We start from the raw sequence: 20,427 nt of genomic DNA, 5'->3' as shown, positions 1-20,427 counted from the left end.
CTCTACATCCGGAAGACGCCGAAGCCGTCGGCGCCCTGCACTGGTCCGTTGTGGATCGCCGACAGGCAGAGGCCGAGGACGGTACGGGTGTCCCGAGGGTCGATCACCCCGTCGTCGTAGAGCCGGCCGGAGAGGAACAGCGCGCCCGACTGCGACTCGATCTGCTGCTCGACCATCATCCGCATCGCCGCGTCGGACTCCTCGTCGTAGTCACGTCCGCGGGCGGCGGCCGCCTGCCGGGCCACGATCGACAGCACGCCGGCGAGCTGTGCCGGGCCCATCACCGCCGACTTGGCGTTCGGCCAGGTGAACAGGAACCTCGGCTCGTACGCCCGACCGCACATGCCGTAGTTGCCGGCTCCGTACGAGGCCCCGAGGTTCACCGTGAGGTGCGGCACCGTCGAGTTGGACACGGCATTGATCATCAGCGCGCCGTGCTTGATGATGCCCCGCTGCTCGTACTCGGTGCCGACCATGTAGCCGGTGGTGTTCTGCAGGAAGATCAACGGGGTGTCGGAGGCGTTGGCGAGCTGGATGAACTGGGCCGCCTTCTGCGCCTCCGCGCTGAACAGCACCCCCCGCGCGTTGGCCAGCACGCCCACCGGATAACCGTGCAGCTCGCCCCAGCCGGTGACCAGCGAGTCCCCGTACGCCGGCTTGAACTCGTCAAAGTCACTGCCGTCCAGGATGCGGGCCAGCACCTCGCGCGGGTCGAACGGCACCTTCAGATCGGAGCTGACGATGCCCAGCAGCTCCTCCGGGTCGTACTTCGGCGGCTGCGGCACCGCGGTCCGTGGCGCGGGACCCCGCTTGCGCCAGTTCAGCCGGCGTACGCACTGACGGGCCAGGCGGATGCCGTCGCGCTCGTCCTCGGCCAGGTAGTCGGCCAACCCGGACGTGCCGGCGTGCATCGCCGCGCCGCCCAGCGACTCGTCGTCGGTGACCTCTCCGGTGGCCATCTTCACCAGCGGCGGCCCGGCCAGGTAGACCTGTGACCGGTCCCGAATCATGATCACGTGATCCGACATTCCCGGCACGTACGCGCCGCCGGCCGTCGCGTTGCCGAAGACCACGCTGACCGAGGGGATGCCCGCCGCCGAGAGGCGGGTCAGGTCACGGAACACCCGACCGCCGGGGATGAAGATCTCCGCCTGGGTGGGCAGGTCCGCCCCGGCCGACTCGACCAGGTTGACCATGGGCAGCCGGTTGGCCAGGGCGATCTCACCGGCCCGCCGGGTCTTGGCGAGGGACCATGGATTGACCGCGCCGCCGCGTACCGTCGGGTCGTTGGCGACGATCAGGCACTCCACGCCCTCGACCACGCCGATGCCGGTGACCACGCTGGCTCCCACCGGGAAGTCCGTGCCGTACGCGGCGACCGGCGACAGTTCGAGGAACGGGCTGTCGGCGTCGACCAGCAGCTCGATCCGCTCCCGGGGGAGCAGCTTGCCGCGCGCGTGGTGCCGCGACACGTACTTCTCACCGCCGCCCGCGCGCGCCTGGTCGAGCGCGGTGTCCAACTCGGCCAGCCGCTCCACCAGGGCCGCCCGGTTCGCCGCGTACCCGGGCGTGGCCGGGTCGATCGCGCTGTCCAGAACGGTCACCGTTCCTCCTTCGTTCGCGACTGCGGGGCTCGCAAGCCCGGCTCACTCCTCGCGCTCACAGGCCCATGCCCTTTGCGATGATCTCGTTCATGATCTCGGTGGTGCCGCCGCCGATGCCGAGGATCCGCGCGTCGCGGTAGTGCCGTTCCACCTCGGCGTCACGCAGGTAGCCGAAGCCACCGTGCAGTTGCAGGGCCTGGTCGACGACGTGGTCGCAGGCGGCCACGGCGACGTTCTTCGCCATCGCCACCTCGGTCACCACCGGCTCGCCCGCAGCTACCCGGGCGGCGACCTCGTGCACGTACGACCGGGCCGCCTCGGCCCGCGTGTGCATCTCGACCAGCCGGTGCCGGACCACCTGCCGGCCCACCAGTGGACGCCCGAAGGTCTGCCGGTCCCGGCACCAACGCACCGCCAGCTCCACACAGCGTTGCGCGGTCGCGTACGCCTGTGTGGCCAGCGAGAGCCGCTCGGCCGCGAAGTGCTGCATGATCGCCAGGAAGCCGGTGTTCTCCGCGCCGATCCGATTGGTCACCGGCACCCGTACGTCCACGAACGACAGCTCGGCGGTGTCCGAGCAGTGCCAACCCAACTTCTCCAACCGGCGTCCCACGGTGAACCCGGGCGAACCCTTGTCGATCACGAACAGGGTCAGGTTGCCGCTTCCCGGGAAATCCGTGCACACCGCCGTGGTCACGAAGTCGGCCCGGTGACCGCTGGTGATGTAGGTCTTCGACCCGTTCACCACGTAGTGGTCGCCGTCGCGGCGGGCGGTCGTGCGGATACCGGCCACATCCGAACCGCCGTCCGGCTCGGTGATGGCCAGGGCGCCGATCATCGTGCCGGCCAGGGTGGGTCGGACGTACCGCTCGATCAGGCCGTCGTCACCCGGGGAGGGGACGCCGGTGAGTCGACCGCCAAGCGATCCGCCGGTGCGGGCACCGGCGGCGGCGACCATGTGCGGCAGCGCGATGCCGTGCGTGAACAGGGCCGCGACCAGGCCGGACGACCCGCCGGAACGGATCAGCTCCTCGGTCACGATGATGGAGTCGAGCAGGTCGCCGCCGCTGCCGCCGACCGACTCGGGAAAGCCGATGCCGAGCAGGCCCAGCTTCGCGGCCGTGGCGTGCAGGGCCCGGGGGACCTCGCCGGCCCGTTCCCAGTCGTCCAGGTGCGGCAGCACCTCCCGGGTCACGAACGCCCGGGTCAATTCGCGGAGCTGTCGACGCTCCGGCGTGTCCACGATGCTCATCGGGCGACCTCCGCCGGCAGGTCGACGATCCGCGCGCGGAGCAACTCACCGAGCGCCTTGGCCTGCGGATCGAACCGGGTGGAGGCGGCGACCCCGGCCCCGAGCAGGCCCTCGACCACGAAGTTCACCGCGCGTAGGTTCGGCAGCTCGTAGCGCCGGACGGTGAGTGCCGCCGTCTCCGGCAGCAGCTCGGCCAACCGTTCGACGGTCAACCAGGGGCGCAGCCACGCGTACCCGGCGTCGGAGCGCGCCCAGACGCCGAGGTTGGCGTCCCCGCCCTTGTCGCCCGAGCGCGCGCCGACCAACTCACCGAGCGCGCCGCGCCGGGTCGGGCCGGTGACCGCCGCGTCGCCACCCGACGTCGCCTCGTCCGGGGCGATCGGGGCCGTGCGGACCGGCGGGGCGATCGGCACCCGCTCGCCGCCGGGCAGGACCGCCACCTGCGCGACCTCGTCCTGCGGCACGGTGTCGGCGGTGAAGACGCCGTACGGGGTGGCGTCGCCCGGCAGGGTGGTCAGCGTGCAACCCGGGTACGAGGCCAGCGCCAGCTCCACGGCGGCGGCCGAGAAGGCCCGCCCGGCCCGCGTCCGGTCACTGTCGCGCAGGTGTACGTGCAGCAGGGCGCTGGCCGCCTCGGTGTCGGCGGCGTCGGGGTGATCGGTGCGGGCGAGGGTGAACTCCAGCCCGTCACTGCCGACCGCCTCCGCGATCTGCCCTCGTACGAGGGCCGCCTTCGCCTCGATGTCGAGGCCGCACAGGACGAACGTCATCGAGTTCCGGAAGCCGCCGAGGTTGTTGACGCCCACCTTGAGCGTGGGCGGCGGCGGGGTGCCCCGCACGCCGGTGACGCGCACCCGGTCCGGTCCGTCGGGGTGCAGTGTCACCGTGTCCAGCCGGGTGACCACGTCCGGTCCCAGGTACGCCGGCCCGCCGACCTCGTACAACAGTTGGGCGGTGACGGTCTCCACGGTGACCGCGCCACCGGTGCCCGGGTGCTTGGTGACTACGGCGGAACCGTCGGGGTGCACCTCGGCGATCGGGAAGCCGGGCCGGTGCCCGCCGTCGGGCAGTTCGGTGAAGAAGCTGAAGTTGCCCCCGGTGACCTGTGTGCCGCATTCGAGGAGGTGCCCCGCGACGGTGGCCCCGGCCAGCTCGTCGAGATCGTCACGACTCCACCCGTACCGTGCGATGGCCGGGCCCACCACCAGCGACGCGTCGGTGACCCGACCCGTCACGACCACGTCGGCCCCGGCGTCGAGGCAGGCGGCGATCCCGAACGCGCCCAGGTACGCGTTCGCGGTGAGCGCGTCGGCCCGTTGCAGCGCGTCGCCCTCGACGTACCCGACCTTCGCCGGCAGGCCCAGGCGACCGGCGAGCGCCTCGATGGCGGCGGCCAGGCCGGCCGGGTTCAGCCCGCCGGCGTTCGTCACGATCCGTACCCCCCGGTCGAGGGCCGTGCCGAGGCACGTCTCCGCCTGGCGCAGGAACGTCTTCGCGTAGCCGAGGCCGGCGTCGCGCAGTCGGTCCCGACCGAGGATCAGCATGGTCAACTCGGCCAGGTAGTCACCGGTCAGCACGTCCAGCTCGCCGCCGTCGAGCATCTCCCGCCAGGCGGTGAACCGATCACCGTAGAAGCCGGAGGCGTTGCCGATACGGATCACGGGCGTACCCCGTTCCCGCTGGCTGGCGTCCGGCCGTCGCCCGGCGGTCCGGCGAAGGCCTGGGCCACGTCGAGCCATTCGTCGGCGACCGGGCCGGTGGGCCGCAGGGCGAGATCCGCCCGGTGCCGGCGCTGGGTGACCAGGAGACAGAAGTCCCGGGCCGGGCCGGTCACCCGGTCGGCGGCGTCCGCCGGCCCCCAGGCCCAGGTGTCGCCGCCGGGCGCGGCCAGCTCGACCCGGACCGGCGTCGTCGGCGCCTCCCGACCGTGGGCGACGAAACCGTGCCCGAGGGTACGCACGCCGAGGTGCGCCACGTGGCGGAGGCGGTCGGTGGCCGGACGGGCGACACCGAGGGCGTCCGCCACGTCCTCACCGTGCGCCCACGTCTCCATCATCCGGGCGGTCGCCATCGAGGTGGCCGACATCCGGGTGCCGTACCAGGGCAGTTTCTCGCCGGCCGGAACGGCGGCCAGTGCGTCGACGAGCGCGGACCGGCCGGCTCGCCAGCGGGCCAGCAGGTCGGCGGGGGGTGCCAGGAACTCGTCGACCCCGGCGTCCACCAGCCGGGTCACGTCCGGCGCGCCGGTCACCGTCGCGTAGAACGCGTCGGTGTCGGTGGCGGCCAGCAGCGCCACGTGGTCGGTCCAGGCCAGGTGGGCGATCTGGTGCGCGATGGTCCAGCCGGTCGCCGGGGTCGGGCGGGCCCAGTCGGCCACGGACAGCGGCGCGACCAGCACGTCCAGGTCGGCGCACTCGTCGGTCAGGTCCGCGAGCAGGTCACTGAGGTCGACCATGGTGCCTCCGGTCGGTGCGGGCCCCGATGGGCGGGGTCAGGGCGTGAGCAGGGTGGCGAGCTGACGTTTCCAGGTGACGAGCAGGGCGGTACGACGGGCCGAGTCGTCGCTGAGCAGGTTGGCCACTCCGAGCCCGCGCATCAGGTCGAGGGTGGCCTGCACCGCCTCGCGGACGCCAGGTCGGCGCTCGTCGACCCCCAGCAGCGCGACGGTGAGCCGGTGCATCTCCCGGCCGACCGTCGCCTCCAACGGCACGAGGGCGTCGCGAAGCTCGCGGTCGGTGCGGGCCGCCACCCACAGTTCGAGCGCGGCGACGAAGAGCGGCCCGGTGAAGGCCACCCCGAGCAGATCGATCACCCGGTCCAGTCGCTGCGGGCCGGCCGGCAACGCCTCGGCCTCGGTGCGCAGCTCGTCGGCGCGGCGTTCGGCCAGGTGCGCCACGGCGGCCGTGACCAGCGCGGCCTTCGTGGGGTAGTGGTGCAACTGGGCACCCCGCGAGACGCCGGCCCGGGCGGCCACGACGGTGGTCGTGGTGCCGGACCAGCCGTGCTCGATGAGGCAGTCGACAGTGGCCTCCAGCAGGCGGGCCCGGGTGGCGCGACTGCGCTCCTGCTGGGGAACACGTGTCGATGCGGCGGGGGTCGATGCGGGAGGCACGCGAACAGCCTGTGGCCTCAGAAACAAACAGTCAAGACTGACTTTTTGTGGCGCAAGGCGACGAACAGTGGCCCGGAGCCGCTCTCACCGGCTGTTCTCGCGGCTGGTCCGGCCGCTCTCACCGGCTGTTCTCGCGGCTGGTCCGGCCGCTCTCACCCGGTGTTGTTCTCGCGGGCTGTCGGGCGGCCCAACCGCTCTCCTTGGACCCTGTCGAGCTGCCCCAGGAATGGGGCAATCGAGTCGCGTCGCCTCTTGACTCAGCTGCCCCAAATTCGGGGCAGCTCGACAGGACTCAACCACCTGGTCCGCAGTCCTGCTCGCCACCGATCGCCCGGCCGTGCCGGGGCGAGGGCTGGCTGGTCGAACGTGTACGCGGCGGGCAGATCCGCGCGGCTCAGCGGCCGTCGCGGGGGCCGAAGACGGCGAGTGCGTCGGCGTCGCTGTGTTGGGAGCGCAGGTACTCGTCGGCCCAGGACGCGGCGTCGGGGAAGGCCGACTCGGCTGCCACGCGGGCGCAGGCCGCGTCCACGTCGAAGGCGGTACGGCGGAGCTGGACGCCCGGCCCGAGCAGAGCCCACCACGCGCCCGCGCCCCCGTACGGCATGCCGACGCTGCCCGGGTTGACGACCAGCCGTCGGTCGACCAGCCGGGTGAAGGGCATGTGGGTGTGACCGCAGACGACCGTGGAGACCTCGGCCGGCAGGCCGGCGAACACCTCCGCCCAGCGTGCCATCCGCGAGTCGACGAGCACCATCTCCTCGTCGTCGCGGGGCGTCGCGTGGCAGAACAGTGTCCGGCCCAGGCCGTCGATCTCCAGCGTCACGGTCGCGGGCAGCGCGGCCAGCCGGGCTACCTGATCGTCCCGAAGCTGGCCGGCGGCCCAGTTCGACACCTCGATCGAGGCAGGGCGGCCCGCACGCGCCTCGACCAGCTCACGTTCGCAGTTGCCGCCCACCCAGCAGGCCCGGTCACCGAGCCCGGCGAGCACGTCCAGCACCTCGACCGGCTGCGGACCGGCCGCGATGTCACCGGTCAGCACGATGAGGTCGGCGGCGGCGACGTCCGGCTCGGCCAGCACCGCCTCCAGCGCGGGCAGCACACCATGGATGTCGGAGAGCACGGCGACCCGGTTCAGCATGGCCCCACACTTCACCCCGCCAGCCGTCCCGAACCAGCGATTCTGCGCCGGGCAGACAAACGCGCAGACAAATACGTCCCCGCCTTGCCGTCGGTGACGGAGGGCGGGGACGTACCGATGTCTCAGACGCGGGCGCGGCGGGCCAGACGCTCCGGGTCCAGGATGATGATGCTCTTGCCGTCCAGCCGCAGCCAGCCGCGCGAGGCGAAGTCGGCAAGCGCCTTGTTGACCGTCTCCCGGGAGGCGCCGACGAGCTGGGCGATCTCCTCCTGGGTGAGGTCGTGGGTCACGCGCAGGACGCCGCCGTCGCGGGTGCCGAAGCGGCCGGCCATCTGGAGCAGGTTCTTCGCCACCCGGCCCGGCACGTCCGTGAAGATCAGGTCGGCGAGCGAGTCGTTGGTCCGGCGTAGCCGCCGGGCGAGTACGCGGAGCAGTTGCTCGGCGATCTCCGGGCGGTTGTTGAGCCACGGCCGCAGCGCCTGCTTGCGCAGCCGTACGAGCCGGGTGTCGGTCACCGCGGTGGCGGTCGCCGTACGCGGACCCGGGTCGAAGAGCGACAGCTCGCCGACCATGTCCGACGGGCCCATCACCGCGATCAGGTTCTGCCGGCCGTCCGCCGCCCGGCGGCCGACCTTGATCTTCCCGGACAGCAGGATGTAGAGGCTGTCACCGGGCTCGCCCTCATTGAAGACGATCTCGCCCTTGCGGACCTCGATCGTCTCCATCTCCTTGGCGAGCGCCTCGGCAGCTTCCGGGTCGACACCCTGGAAGATCCCGCTGCGGGCCAGTACCTCGTCCATTGCGCACCTCCGGTTGCGCGTGCCGTCCGTCGGCCGGGGCCGCCGTCCGCTGATCCCCTCGCGCGCCGCCAAGTCTAGGCGCACGTGAGCACGAATCAGAGGTGGCCCCTGGAATCTTGATCGGTGGGCGTAACCTGCCCGACGTGCTGAGGGACCCGATTCTGACCAGCCGCGTCGAGGACGGGCGAAACGTACCGCTGCTCGTCTGGCGGGCCGACGGGCCCCTGCGGGCGGTCAGCAGCGGCCCGCTCGGTGGTGGTGTCGGCGTCCGGCGGTGGGTGCTGAACGCGACCGTACCCATGTCGTACGACCGGGAGGACCCCGCCGCCCACCTGGCCGCACTCGCCGCGGACCTGGCCCTGGACGGCCCCGGGGTGGGTCTGCTGACCGGCGTCGACGTGACCGAGGTGGTGGCCCGGACGGACACCGGGGTGCGGGCGTGGGCGACCGTCGGGCTCGGCACGCCGGTGCCCGCCGCCGCGCCGGCCGCGGGAGCGCTCACCCAGCGGGTGGGCACGGTCAACATCGTGGTGTACGTGCCGGCCCGGCTCGCCGATTCGGCGCTGGTCAACGCCGTCGCCACCGCCACCGAGGCGAAGACCCAGGCGATCGGGGAGCTGCTGGAACTGCCGGGGACGGGCACCCCCACCGACGCGGTCACCGTGCTCTGCCCGGTGGACGGGCCGGAGGCCGCGTACGGGGGGCCACGCTCGACGTGGGGCGCCCCATTGGCCAGAGCCGTCCACGCCGCCGTGCGCGCGGGCGGCGAACGGCCGGTCGTGCCCTGGTCAGACCGGCTGACCGGCTGAACTTCCGACCGATCGGCCCTCGTCGGCGCGTTCCGAGGTCGGTAGGGTCGCGGGCGATGTACGCTACCGCCCCTTCCGCGTCCCGCCCGTTCCGCTGCGTCGCCGTCGGCCTCGCGGCGCTGCTGGCCGCCCTGCTCGTCGCCGGCTGCGCCGACAGCGGAGACGCCCCGGTGTGGCAGCCCGGCGCCGGTGGCGGTGGCACGGGCGCGCCGCTGAACACGGCCGGCCCGAAGGCCAGCGGCGGCGCGACGGCCGCCAGCGGGGGCGGCTCCATCTCGCTCTCCGCGACCGGCGACATCATCATGGGCAACGCGCCCGGTCGGCTGCCCGCCGCCGGTGGGAAGGGATTCTTCGACTCGGTCACCGGGGCGCTCAAGGCCGACCTGGTCATGGGCAACCTGGAGGAGCCACTGACGGTGGACACCGGCGCCGGCAAGTGCGCGGCCAACTCCACCCGCTGCTTCCAGTTCCGCGCGCCGCCCGAGTACGCGGCGCACCTGCGTGACGCCGGGTTCCGGGTGCTCAACCAGGCCAACAACCACGGTTACGACTACGGGCCGAAGGGCTACCAGAACACGCAGAAGGCGCTGGAGAAGTACGACCTGGAGCACACCGGCGCGCCGGACGAGATCACCGTGGTCGACGTCAAGGGCGTCAAGGTCGCCGTGGCCGGCTTCTCCTCGTACGTCTGGTCCAACAGCCTGGTCGACATCGCCAAGGCCAAGACGGTGGTCGCGAAGGCGGCCACCCTCGCCGATGTGGTCGTGGTGCAGGTGCACATGGGTGGCGAGGGAGCGGACAAGACCCGGGTGAAGCCGGGCACCGAGCTGTTCCTGGGCGAGAACCGGGGCGATCCGGTCAAGTTCTCCCACGCCATGATCGACGCGGGCGCGGACCTGATCGTCGGCCACGGGCCGCACGTGCTGCGGGGCATGGAGTTCTACAAGGGGCGGCTGATCGCGTACAGCCTGGGCAACTTCGCCGGCGGCGGCAACTCGCTGAGCAACGCCGGCCGGCTCGGCTGGGGAGGCGTGCTGAAGGTGTCGCTGAAGCCCGACGGGAGCTGGAGCGGCGGCTCGTTCACCTCGACGTACATGAACTCGGCCGGCAAGCCGACGATGGACCCGGACGACCGGGGCCGGGGGCTCGTCACCGAGCTGAGCCGCACCGACTTCCCCAGCAGCGGGGCCCGGTTGGACGGGCAGGGCAGGATCACCGCGCCGACCGGCGGTTGACCCGGGAGGAACGTCCGGGGCGCGACGTAGGCTGACCGTCGTGACCAGTAGCCCTCCCGGCGCCAGCGAGACCGACCTCGGGCGCACCCGCCGCGCCCGCAGGATCGGCCGGGTGCTGACCGAGACGCACCCCGACGCGCACTGCGAGCTGGACCATTCCAACGCGCTGGAGCTGTCCGTCGCCACCATCCTGTCCGCCCAGTGCACCGACAAGAAGGTCAACGAGGTCACCCCGAAGCTCTTCGCCCGCTACCCGGACGCCGCCGCCTACGCCGGGGCCGACCGGGGCGAGATGGAGGAGCTGATCCGGCCCACCGGGTTCTACCGCAACAAGACGGACTCGCTGCTCAAGCTCGGGCAGGCCCTCGTCGACAGGTACGACGGCCAGGTTCCCGGCCGGCTCGCCGACCTGGTGACGCTCCCCGGGATCGGCCGCAAGACCGCCAACGTCATCCTCGGCAACGCCTTCGACGTGCCCGGTATCACCGTCGACACGCACTTCCAGCGGCTGGTGCACCGGTGGCGGCTGACCACCGAGACCGACCCGGTCAAGATCGAGCACGCGATCGGCGCGCTGTACCCCAAGCGCGACTGGACGATGCTGTCGCACCGGATCATCTTCCACGGGCGGCGGGTCTGCCACGCCCGCAAACCGGCCTGCGGGGCGTGCACGCTCGCGAAGCTCTGCCCCTCGTACGGCACCGGGCCGACCGAGCCGGCCGCCGCCGCCAAGCTGCTCAAGGGCCCCCGGGCGCGTGACCTGGCCGTGGCGGCCGGGGTCGACCCGGATCTGGTGCCGCCGCAGGCGGTCGCCGCGGAGGTGCCGTGAACCGCCTGCTCACGCGTGCGGCCACCCGGCGGCTCGCCCTGCTCGCCGTGCCGCTGACGCTGTTCGTCGGCGGCTGCACCGACAGCCCGGCCGACGACCCCGCACCCAGGTCGGCCGCCGCCGCCGAACGGCCGTCGCCCTTCAGAGACTGCGGCACGTTGGGTGCGGCACCGACACCCAGCCCCGGGGCTGTCTCCACCCCGCCGGCCGCGACCCCTGCCGCCGATGGGCAGGAGCTGCCGGCGTTGACCCTGGCCTGCTTCACCGGCGGTGCGCCGGTTGCGCTGCGGGACGTGGCCGGGCCAGCCGTGATCAACGTGTGGGCCTCCTGGTGCGGGCCGTGCCGCAAGGAACTGCCGGCCTTCCAGCGGCTCAGCGAGCGGACCACCGGTCGGCTCCAGGTGGTCGGTGTGAACACCCGCGACAGCCGGAGCGGCGCCCAGTCCATCGGCGAGGACTTCGGCGTACGGTTTCCGATCCTCGTCGACCAGGGTGACGCGCTGCAACGGGAGTTGAGGCGCAACGCCTTCCCGTTGACCCTCTTCGTCGACGCGGGAGGCCGGATCCGGCACATCGACGCCACCGGAGCCCTCGACGACGCCGCGCTCACCACGCTGGTACGCCAGCACCTGGGCGTGGCGGCGTGACTCGTCGACCGCCCGGCTGGATCGACCCGCTGCTGAGCCGACTGGGCACGGCCCGCGTCGAGGACTTCACCCGCCTCACCACCCCCGCCGAGGGTGGCCGGGAGAGCGCCGTGCTGGTTCTGCTCGGCGAGCAGCCCGACACCGGACCGGACGTGCTGATCCTGCAACGGGCCGCCACCCTGCGTAACCATGCCGGCCAGCCGGCCTTCCCCGGCGGGGCGGCCGACCCGGAGGACGCCGACGCCCGGGCCACCGCGCTCCGCGAGGCCAACGAGGAGGTCGGTCTCGACCCGGCCAGCGTGACCGTGCTGGCCGAGCTGCCGAAGCTGTGGATTCCGGTCAGCGACTTCGTGGTCACCCCGGTGCTGGCCTGGTGGCACGACCCGCATCCGGTGCACCCGCGGGAGCCCGCCGAGGTGGCCCACGTGGCACGGCTGCCGATCCGCGAACTGGTCGACCCGGCCAACCGGCTGCGGGTCCGCCACCCCAGCGGCTGGCTGGGGCCGGCGTTCTCGTCGCGCGGCATGCTCGTCTGGGGCTTCACCGCCGGGGTGTTGGCGGCCCTGCTCGAGATGGGCGGCTGGGCCCGCCCGTGGTCGCCCGGACGGCTCGTCGACCTGCCGCCCACGGGCGCCACTCCCGCGCCGTCGGCCGGCACCGACGAGGTCGACGAGACCGCCCTGCGCTGACCACCCGGTCACCTTCGGCAAGCGATGGTCATCCGGTGGGCGCGGTGCCCGTACGCTGGACCCCGTGTCCGTCGTGGATCTCGTCCTGCTGCTGCTCATGCTCGTGTTCGCGATCAGCGGATACCGTCAGGGTTTCGTCATCGGCATCACCTCGCTGTCCGGCTTCTTCCTGGGTCTCCTGCTCGGCCTGCAACTCGGGCCGCTGTTCGCCCGGCAGTTCGTCGACGCCGGCACCCGGGTGCTGATCTCACTGGTGGCGATCTTCGGATTGGCGGTGATCGGGCAGGCGCTCGCCGGCTGGCTCGGCTCGCACCTACGCAAGACGATCACCAGCGACGTGGGTCGGCGCATCGACGACGTCGGTGGGGCCCTCGTCTCCCTGTTCGCGGTGCTCTTGCTGGCCTGGCTGGTCGCCGTGCCGCTCGGATCGTCGTCGGTGCCCTGGCTCGCCGCCTCGGTACGCAACAGCGCGTTGATCAGCGTGGTGAACGGGATCCTGCCGGAGGAGGCACACCGGCTCTCGACCGCGTTGGAGGACACCGTCGACACCGACGGTTTCCCGGACGTCTTCGGTGGTCTCGCGCCCACCCGGGCCCGGCAGGTCGAGCCGCCCGACCCGGCCCTCGCGGGCTCCCAGGTGGTGGTCAACGGTCAGCGTTCGGTGGTCAAGGTGCTCGGCTCCGCGCCGAGCTGCTCGCGTCGGATCGAGGGCTCCGGCTTCGTGTACGCCGACGACCGGGTCATGACCAACGCCCACGTGGTCGCCGGCACCCGTTCGGTGGCCGTGGAGCTGGGCGGCGAGCGGTACGACGGCCAGGTGGTGGTGTACGACCCCAACCGGGACCTGGCCGTGCTGCTGGTGCCGGGGCTTCCCGGCCCGTCGCTGCGGTTCGCCGCCGGCAACGCGGGCAGCGGCTCGGACGCCATCGTGCTCGGCTTCCCGCTCGACGGCCCGTACAACGCGCAGTCGGCCCGGGTCCGTGACGTCGACCGGATCAAGGGCCCGGACATCTACTCCTCCGGGGACGTCACCCGGGAGATCTACACGATCCGGGCCCTGGTGCGCAGCGGCAACTCCGGCGGCCCGCTGCTGTCGGCCAACGGCCTGGTGCTCGGTGTCATCTTCGCGGCGGCGGCCGACGACCCCAACACCGGCTTCGCGGTGACCGCCGCCGAGGCCCGCCCGGTGGCGTTGGCCGGTGCCGAGCGCAACCGGGGCGTCGCCACCGGCGAGTGCACCTGAGCGTCGTACCGGATCAGGTCCGGGCGGTGGCGGCGACCGGGAGCTTCGCGCGTCCCCAGCGCAGTCCCCGGTCCAGGATCGCCCGGGCCATGATCGCGACGCAGGCGCCGCCGTTGAGGAAGGACGCCGTCACGTCGCTCGGGTGGTGCATCCCCCGGTACATGCGGGTCAGCGCCACGCCCACCGGCACCACCAGCAGCAGCGTCCACCAGGCGACCTTCGCGCCGGTGCTGCGCGCGCGCAGGGCCATCAGCACCGCGATGCCGACGTAGAGGGCGACCGCCGCCGAGGTGTGCCCGGACGGGAAGCTCGACGTGGGCGGTGAGACGTCCATGTGCTCCACCGCGGGCCGCTGCCGGTCGATCACCAGCGTGGTCAGCAGGAACACCAACGCCTGGGCGGTCACGGCCGCGCACAGGAACAGGGGCTCCCGCCAGCGCTTCAGCCAGAGCCGCAGCGCCAGCGCCACCAGCACGGTGACCACGACGATCATCTGAGTGCTGGCGAGGGTGCTGAACACCAGCGAGACGTCGTTCCAGCCGCCGGTGCGGTCACCGGCGAACTCCCGGTTGACCGCGTCCTCGACAGTGAACGGCCAGGTTCGGTTCAACACCCGGGTGACCAGCACCCCGAGCAGCACCATGACGCCGAACAGGAGGGACACCGGCAGCAGCACCCGCCGGACGATCTGGACCACGGTGTCGGACATGAGCCGGCCAATACCCGGTCGGCGTCCTCGTCACGCCTCAGGTCGCGTCGGGCTGCCGCTCGACCTCCGGCGCGACGCCGTCACGGGTCGGCCGTACCGGCCGCAGGCCCGAGTGCGCCCGCCAACTGGTGAACGCGGCGGTGGTCGCCGCGATCACCGCCACGCCGAGCAGCCAACCGCCGAGCACGTCGCTGGTGAAGTGCACGCCGAGCACCACCCTGCTCAGCCCGGTCACCAGCGTGACCAGCAACGCGGCGACCCAGAGCGCGACCTGCGCGGCCCCGCGCCGCACGTACGGCAGGAACACCAGCAGCAGCACGCCGGCGGCCAGGGTGGCGTTCAGCGCGTGCCCGGAGGGGAACGAGTAGCCGGCCGCCCGCGCCACCGGGTCGAGCAGTTCCGGTCGGTCCCGGCCGACGAGCAGCTTGAGCAGCGGCCCCATCAGTCCGCCGACGACCATGGTGGTGGTGGCCCAGAGGGCCAACCGGCGGGCCTTCCGGCGCACCAGCCAGATCACCACCAGCAGCACGACGACCCGCAGGGGCATCGGCGCGAACACCTCGCTCCACACCCGCATCAGCACGACCCAGGCCGGATGGTCCACCGCGTGCTCGTGCAGCGCGTCGGTGATCGTCGAGTCCAGCCGGTGCAGTGGTGCCCACGCTCCGAGCACCAGCAGCGCCAGCAGGGCGAACGGCACCAGCACCAGGAACGCCGCCGTCGCCGCCAGGGTCAGCCGCAACCCCAACGAGTGGTCCGGGTCGAGGCGACGCCGCCCCCAGGACGGGCGTCGGGCGGCGGCCAGGGTAGGGGTGGTGGGCGTACTCATGCGGTCGGTTCTACCCCACCCGCCGGGCAATCAGGCCTGTCCGGTGAGTCGTTCAGCGAGCGCGCTGACGGAACCGGCGCACCATCAGCGCCGCGCCGGTGACCAGAGCGGCGAAGAGCACGGCGCCGGTCCACAGTCGCTCCGGCGCGGAATCGGCCGGCACTCCCGCCGGTCGTGCCGTCCACCCCGTCTGCTGCCGGGGAGCGGTGAAACCGAGCGGATCGCTGCCGGCGCCGCTCACCGGGTCGTCGTCGCCCGAGCCGGGCGCCGGCCCGAAGCCGACCACGCCCGGCGAGGTCTGATCGTCCAGCGGGTTGGCGGCGACGGGCGGGACATCCGCCGTCAGCGCGGCCACCGGGTCGACCACCCCGTACCCGAACCGGTCGTCCCGGCCGGTCGGGCCGATGTCCCGGGCGGTGACCACGAGCCGGTTGACCACCTGGCCGGCGGGCATGTCCGGGTAGCGGGACCGGACCAGCGCGGCGGTGGCCGCCACCAGCGGCGCGGCGAAGCTGGTGCCCTGCACCCGCCAGTACCCGTCGGTCGGACGGGCGCCGACCAGGCCGGTGGCCGGAGCGGTGAGCACCGTCGCCCGACCGGTGATCGACCCGGACCACAGGTTGTCGCTGTTGCGCTCCAACCCGGCGACCGCGATGACGCCCGGCTCGCGAGACGGGTACCAGGGCTTGGAGTCGGGCGACGTGGCCAGGTTGCCGGTGCAGGCCACCACCACCACGTCGCGGGCGAACGCGTAGTCCAGAGCGGCGGCCAGGGCCGGGCTGTCGCCACTGCCGCCCAGCGACAGGTTGATCACCCGGGCGCCGTGGTCGACCGCCCACCGGACGCCCTTGGCGACGATCAGCGCGTCGTCGTACTTGTTGCGCTCGTCCAGCACGCGTACCGGAAGGATCCGGGCATCCGGTGCCAGGCCGACCACACCCCGCTTGTCGTCGTTGCGCCCGGCGATCAGGCCGGCGACCGTGGTGCCGTGGCCTACCGGATCCGGACCGGCGCCGCCGGCCGGTCCGACCAGGTCGAGCCCGGGCAGCACCTGACCGGCCAGGTCGGGATGGTTCGCGTCCACGCCGGAGTCGACCACGGCGACGGTCACGCCCCGACCGGTCGAGGTGCGCCAGGCCGTGTCGGCCCGCAGCTCGTCGAGCTGCCACTGCTCGTCACGAACCTGGTCGGTGCGGGAGAGGCTGTCACCGGGGGCGAACGCGGCCGGAGCGCCGGCGAGTTGCCCACCGCCGCTCGGCGTGGCGACGGGTGCGGCGCTCGGAACCGCGACAGCGGCCAGCGCCGCCATGCCGAGCAGCGCCCGGCCGGCCCGCCGGGCCACCGCCGGAGCGCTGTGCCGAACCCCAGTCACATCCACTGCCATTCATCCCGACGGAACCATGACGATCGGAGATTACCGGTTTCCCCACGCGTCACGGGGGGAACCGCGAAGACAGGTCACGGTGGCGGCAAATGTGCGAGCTGGACGAGGCGTACGCCCTCGCGCCGGGTGACTAACCGACCACGGCCCGGTGGCAGCGGCCCGGGTCGTACCGGCCCGACGAGCGCGCCCTCCTCCGGGCTGCCCGCCATCACCAGTCCGGCGGTGGAGAGTTCCCGCAGCCGCTGCACGATCGGCTCGTACTGGGCCCGGCCCGCGCCACCGGAGCGGCGGGCCAGCACGAGGTGCAGGCCGACGTCACGGGCGTGCGGCAGGTGCTCCTCCAGCGCCCGCAACGGGTTCGCCGGCCCGGTCGCCACCAGGTCGTAGTCGTCGACCAGCACGAACAGTTCCGGTCCCGACCACCACGAGCGGTCGCGCAACTGCTGCGGCGTGACCTCCGGCCCGGGCGCCCGCCGCTGGAGGTAACCGGCGGCCGACTCGACCAGGTCCGCGGTGTGCGCGGCCGCGGTGCCGTAGCCGATGAGGTGCGGTGTCTCGATGGCGCCGAGCAGGCTGCGCCGGTAGTCCACCAGGATGACCCGGGCCTCCTCCGGCGTGAAGCGCGTGGTGATCGACATGGCCAGCGCCCGCAGGAACGACGACTTGCCGCACTCGGCGTCGCCGAAGACCACGAAGTGCGGCTCGGCCGCGAAGTCGAGTTGCACCGGCCGTAGGTCGGCCTCGGCGACACCGATCGGCAGCCGCAGCCCGGTGGTGGCGGTGAGATCCAGATCGGCGTACGGCAGTACCGGCGGGAGGAGGCGGACCGGAGGCGCCACCGGCCCGGGCCAGCTGTCGGTGATCCGCTCGACCAGCTCGGCGGTACCCCCGCTCGGACCCGCCAGTCGCGGGAGCGCGGTCAGGAAGTGCAGGCTCTGGGCCGTCACCCCCCGGCCGGGACGTTCCGGCACGTTCGCCGCGGCCCGCCGGGCGACGAGGGAGTCGGCCGGGTCGCCGAGGCGCAGCTCCAGTCGGGAGCCGAACAGGTCCCGGATCGCCGGGCGGAAGTCCAGCCAGCGCAGGGCAGTGGCGACCACGTGCAGCCCGTACGACAGACCACGGGTCGCCAGGTCGGTGACCAGCGGTTCCAGGTCGTCGTACTCGCTGCGCAGCGTGCTCCATCCGTCCACCACCAGGAAGACGTCGCCGAACGGGTCGGCGTCCGGCTGATCGGTCGTCGCCGTCGCGGCCCGACGTCGCCGGTACGTGGCCATCGACTCCACGCCCAACTCGGCGAAGCGGCGCTCCCGGTCGGCCAGGAGTGTGGTCAGCTCGCCGACGGTGCGTCGTACGGCGGTCGGGTCGGCGCGACCGGTCACCCCGCCCACGTGCGGCAGGTCGCGCAGCGCCGCGAGGCCGCCACCGCCGAAGTCGAGGCAGTAGACCTGCGCCTCGGCCGGGGTGTGGGTGAGCGCCAACGCGCAGATCAGCGTCCGCAGCGCCGTGGACTTGCCGCTCTGCGGAGCGCCGACCACCGCCACGTGCCCGGCCGCACCGTCCAGGGCCAGCCAGAGCAGGTCCCGGCGCTGCTCCAACGGCCGGTCCACGACGGCCACCGGCACGCCCAGCGCCCCGTGCAGCTCGGGGTTTGCCACGGTCAGCCCGCGCGCCGGGTCCACCTCGACCGTGCCGATCAACTCGTCCAGGGTCGGCGGGTCACCGAGCGGCGCGAGCCACACCTGGTGCGCGGGCGGGCCCTGCCCGACGAGCCGGTCCACCAGCAGGTCGAGCAGGGTTTCCCGGTCGGGCTCGTCCTCGGCCACCATGGGCAGGGCCGGTGTCGTCGGCGCGGGCAGCGGTACGGCGTGGGTGGTGAACGTGAGCAGGCGGGCTTCCTCGCCGGCCGGGACGCCGGCCGTGGCGGCCCGGCGGCGCACGGCGCCGGAGACGTACGCGGCCTTGAACCGGGCCAGCGGGTCGGTGCCGGCGCGCAGGTAGCCGTGGCCCGGCGAGCGGGGCAGCTCGTGGGCGTCCGGCACGCCGAGCACCGTGCGGGACTCCAGCGCGGAGAAGGTGCGCAACCCGATCCGGTACGACAGGTGCGTGTCCAACCCGCGCAGCCGGCCCTCCTCCAGACGCTGGCTGGCGAGCAGCAGGTGCACGCCGAGCGACCGACCCAGCCGACCGATCTGCACGAACAGGTCGATGAAGTCGGGCTTGGCGGAGAGCAGCTCGGAGAACTCGTCGCAGATCAGCAGCAACGACGGCAGTGGGGCGAGCGGGCTGCCGGCGGCTCGCGCCCGCTCGTAGTCGCGCACGCTGGCGAAGTTGCCGGCCCGGCGCAGCAGCTCCTGCCGGCGGACCAGCTCGCCGTTGATGGCGTCGACCATCCGGTCCACCAGGGGCAACGCGTCGGCCAGGTTGGTGATCACGGCGGCGGTGTGCGGCAGCCGGTCGAACGGCGCGAAGGTCGCACCGCCCTTGAAGTCGACCAGGACGAAGTTGAGCTGCTCGGAGCTGTGCGTCGCGGCCAGCCCCAGCACGAGTGTGCGGAGCAGCTCGGACTTGCCCGACCCGGTGGCCCCGATGAGCAGACCGTGCGGGCCCATCCCGTCCTGGGCGGACTCCTTGAGGTCCAGCTCGATGGCGCCACCGTCGACGCCCACCCCGATCGGCACCCGCAGCCGGTCCCGGGGTGAGCGCGGCGTCCAACCCTGCTCCGCGGTGAAGCTCTCCGGGTCGCCGAGGCCGAGCAGCTCCGGCAGGCCCAACTCGATCTCCAGTGGGGCGTCCGGGCCGCGGGCCGTGCCGGCCAGCCGCAGTGGCGCCAGCCGTCGAGCGACGGCCTCGGCGTCGGCGAGGTCGAGGTGGTCGGCGCTGCCCACCTCGGCGTGCCCCTCGACCGACCACGAGTGCAGCCGCCGGCCGCGCAGCTCGAGCAGCAGCGCGTACCGGTCGAGCAGGCGCGGCGGTGGCGTCTCCAGGTCGAGCACGGTGACCGCGTCGATGCCGCCGTCGCCGGTCAGGTCGGTGGCGCCGGTCAGGTCGCCGCCGTCGAGGACCACCACCACGTGCGGGCCGTCGGTGGCCGGACCGGCCGGGCTGAACCGGGAACGGCTGGCCACCACGTCGGCGAGCAGCCGTTCCAGCTCCACGCCCGACGAGGTCACCAGCCGGGCGGGCCCGAGCGCGTCCAAGCGTCCGGGGTGGAGCACGTGCGGAAGCCACTTCACCCACTCCCAGGCGGCGCGGCGTTCGGGGCCGGCGCAGACCGCGATCAGCAGCTCGTCGGGCGCGTGGAACACGGCCAGCTGGATCAGCACGGCTCGGGCCAGGGCCTGCGCGGCCGGGTCGCCGGTGGGCGTGGGTGGCCCGCCGGTGGTCGGACCGCTGCCGGCGGAGCTGCGCACGTGCACCCGGGCGAAGCTGCGCAGGGACAGGGCCACCGGCAGCTCCGGCACCACCGAGTACGCGTCCAGGAAGCGGCGCAGCGCGCCGGCCGTCATCGGCTCCAGCTCCTCGAGCGGCCGGGTGACCGGCGGCACCAGCGGGGTGGCCAGCGTCTGCGGCCCGACGGCGACGCGAACCACGGCGAAGTCCGGGTCGCCGGGACGGCGTTCCCAGACCCGGCGGCTGTCCACGGTCGACCACAGTCGGCCCGGGTCGGGGTGGCGGTAGTACAGACCCGCGCGCTGCTGTCCGGCGGTCTGCCGGACCCGACGGCGCAGCGTCGCCAGGTGGCGCAGGTACTCGCGGCGGGCCGCCATCATCTCGGACTTCTTCGGGGTGCCCGAGGCGCTGCCCCACGTGGTCACCAGCATCGCGAGCGACGAGAGCCCGAACATGCCGCCGACGACGTACGAGTGCGCGCCGCCGCCCCGCCCGAACATCATCGCCATCGCCACCGTGCCGCCGAGCATGGGCAGGACCATCAGCGCCTGCTGCCACCGGCCGCCGGCCACGGCCGGGATCTCCGGCGGCGCCTCGACGGGCAGCTCGCCGACGGGGATCTCCGGCGCTGGCCGACGCGGTGGGCGCTTGATGACGACGGTGGACACTCGGCCTCCTGACTGCGCTGGGTAACCCGAGCCTGGCTCATGGTAGGTAAAGTCCTGTCGTCCCCGCAGCCTCCGATGCCGTTCGATAT

Annotated in this window: 17 protein-coding genes; 6 read left to right on the top strand and 11 right to left on the bottom strand. The window is 73.1% G+C overall.

What is annotated here, in order from left to right; all coding sequences use genetic code 11:
- Positions 1–2: 2 nt before the first annotated feature.
- From ACIA3K_RS09690 to ACIA3K_RS09660, 7 genes are all read right to left on the bottom strand, one after another.
- On the bottom strand, positions 3–1,604 hold the full coding sequence (locus ACIA3K_RS09690; RefSeq protein ID WP_396800189.1) for an acyl-CoA carboxylase subunit beta: 1,602 nt from the start codon (positions 1,602–1,604) through the stop codon (positions 3–5).
- Between the two features lie 55 nt (positions 1,605–1,659).
- A complete protein-coding gene (locus ACIA3K_RS09685) occupies positions 1,660–2,856 on the bottom strand; it encodes an acyl-CoA dehydrogenase family protein (RefSeq protein WP_396800188.1) in 1,197 nt (398 codons plus the stop codon).
- Positions 2,853–4,517 carry an acyclic terpene utilization AtuA family protein gene (locus ACIA3K_RS09680; protein ID WP_396800186.1) on the bottom strand — a complete coding sequence of 555 codons (1,665 nt, stop codon included), beginning with the start codon at positions 4,515–4,517 and terminating at the stop codon, positions 2,853–2,855. The genes ACIA3K_RS09685 and ACIA3K_RS09680 overlap by 4 nt, the downstream gene beginning before the upstream one ends.
- On the bottom strand, positions 4,514–5,311 hold the full coding sequence (locus ACIA3K_RS09675) for a TIGR03084 family metal-binding protein (protein WP_396800184.1): 798 nt from the start codon (positions 5,309–5,311) through the stop codon (positions 4,514–4,516). The genes ACIA3K_RS09680 and ACIA3K_RS09675 overlap by 4 nt, the downstream gene beginning before the upstream one ends.
- Before the next feature lie 36 nt (positions 5,312–5,347).
- A complete protein-coding gene (locus ACIA3K_RS09670; protein WP_396800183.1) occupies positions 5,348–5,968 on the bottom strand; it encodes a TetR/AcrR family transcriptional regulator in 621 nt (206 codons plus the stop codon).
- A gap of 394 nt (positions 5,969–6,362) precedes the next feature.
- On the bottom strand, positions 6,363–7,106 hold the full coding sequence (locus ACIA3K_RS09665) for a metallophosphoesterase family protein (protein ID WP_396800182.1): 744 nt from the start codon (positions 7,104–7,106) through the stop codon (positions 6,363–6,365).
- Between the two features lie 122 nt (positions 7,107–7,228).
- Complete coding sequence (locus ACIA3K_RS09660) at positions 7,229–7,906, bottom strand: Crp/Fnr family transcriptional regulator (RefSeq protein ID WP_007466162.1); 678 nt, start codon at positions 7,904–7,906, stop codon at positions 7,229–7,231.
- Between the two features lie 143 nt (positions 7,907–8,049).
- Between ACIA3K_RS09660 and ACIA3K_RS09655 the strand changes: the two genes are divergently transcribed.
- The 6 genes from ACIA3K_RS09655 to ACIA3K_RS09630 all read left to right on the top strand — a co-directional run bounded on the left by ACIA3K_RS09655 (position 8,050) and on the right by ACIA3K_RS09630 (position 13,358).
- Positions 8,050–8,715, top strand: a complete 666-nt coding sequence (locus tag ACIA3K_RS09655; RefSeq protein WP_396800181.1) for an adenosylcobinamide amidohydrolase — start codon at positions 8,050–8,052, stop codon at positions 8,713–8,715.
- Positions 8,716–8,771: 56 nt separating this feature from the next.
- Entirely contained in the window at positions 8,772–9,950 is a 1,179-nt protein-coding gene (locus ACIA3K_RS09650; protein WP_396800180.1) for a CapA family protein, read from the top strand.
- A 40-nt stretch (positions 9,951–9,990) separates the two neighbouring features.
- Positions 9,991–10,779, top strand: coding sequence for an endonuclease III (nth, locus tag ACIA3K_RS09645; RefSeq protein WP_355052514.1), 789 nt, complete (start codon positions 9,991–9,993; stop codon positions 10,777–10,779).
- 5 nt (positions 10,780–10,784) lie between these two features.
- Positions 10,785–11,426: a redoxin domain-containing protein gene (locus ACIA3K_RS09640; RefSeq protein ID WP_396800302.1), complete on the top strand. Its 642-nt coding sequence runs from the start codon at positions 10,785–10,787 to the stop codon at positions 11,424–11,426.
- Positions 11,423–12,115, top strand: coding sequence for an NUDIX hydrolase (locus tag ACIA3K_RS09635; RefSeq protein ID WP_396800179.1), 693 nt, complete (start codon positions 11,423–11,425; stop codon positions 12,113–12,115). Before ACIA3K_RS09640 ends, ACIA3K_RS09635 begins: the two co-directional genes overlap by 4 nt.
- 64 nt (positions 12,116–12,179) lie before the next feature.
- Positions 12,180–13,358, top strand: a complete 1,179-nt coding sequence (locus tag ACIA3K_RS09630; RefSeq protein WP_396800177.1) for a MarP family serine protease — start codon at positions 12,180–12,182, stop codon at positions 13,356–13,358.
- A 13-nt stretch (positions 13,359–13,371) separates the two neighbouring features.
- On the opposite strand, the gene ACIA3K_RS09625 is transcribed toward ACIA3K_RS09630, so the two are convergent.
- The 4 genes from ACIA3K_RS09625 to eccCa form a co-directional block, all read right to left on the bottom strand.
- Positions 13,372–14,067 carry a phosphatase PAP2 family protein gene (locus ACIA3K_RS09625; RefSeq protein ID WP_396800175.1) on the bottom strand — a complete coding sequence of 232 codons (696 nt, stop codon included), beginning with the start codon at positions 14,065–14,067 and terminating at the stop codon, positions 13,372–13,374.
- Between the two features lie 37 nt (positions 14,068–14,104).
- Complete coding sequence (locus ACIA3K_RS09620; RefSeq protein WP_396800174.1) at positions 14,105–14,896, bottom strand: phosphatase PAP2 family protein; 792 nt, start codon at positions 14,894–14,896, stop codon at positions 14,105–14,107.
- Positions 14,897–14,948: 52 nt separating this feature from the next.
- Positions 14,949–16,280, bottom strand: a complete 1,332-nt coding sequence (gene mycP / locus ACIA3K_RS09615) for a type VII secretion-associated serine protease mycosin (protein WP_396800173.1) — start codon at positions 16,278–16,280, stop codon at positions 14,949–14,951.
- 74 nt (positions 16,281–16,354) lie between these two features.
- Positions 16,355–20,338, bottom strand: coding sequence for a type VII secretion protein EccCa (gene eccCa / locus ACIA3K_RS09610; protein ID WP_396800171.1), 3,984 nt, complete (start codon positions 20,336–20,338; stop codon positions 16,355–16,357).
- Between the last annotated feature and the right edge of the window lie 89 nt (positions 20,339–20,427).

Origin of the sequence: Micromonospora sp. NPDC051543, from assembly GCF_044454415.1 — a bacterium.
Classification (GTDB): Bacteria; Actinomycetota; Actinomycetes; order Mycobacteriales; family Micromonosporaceae; genus Micromonospora.
Note: the sequence above shows the minus strand (reverse complement) of the source record. Positions and strands in the feature narration are given on the sequence as shown.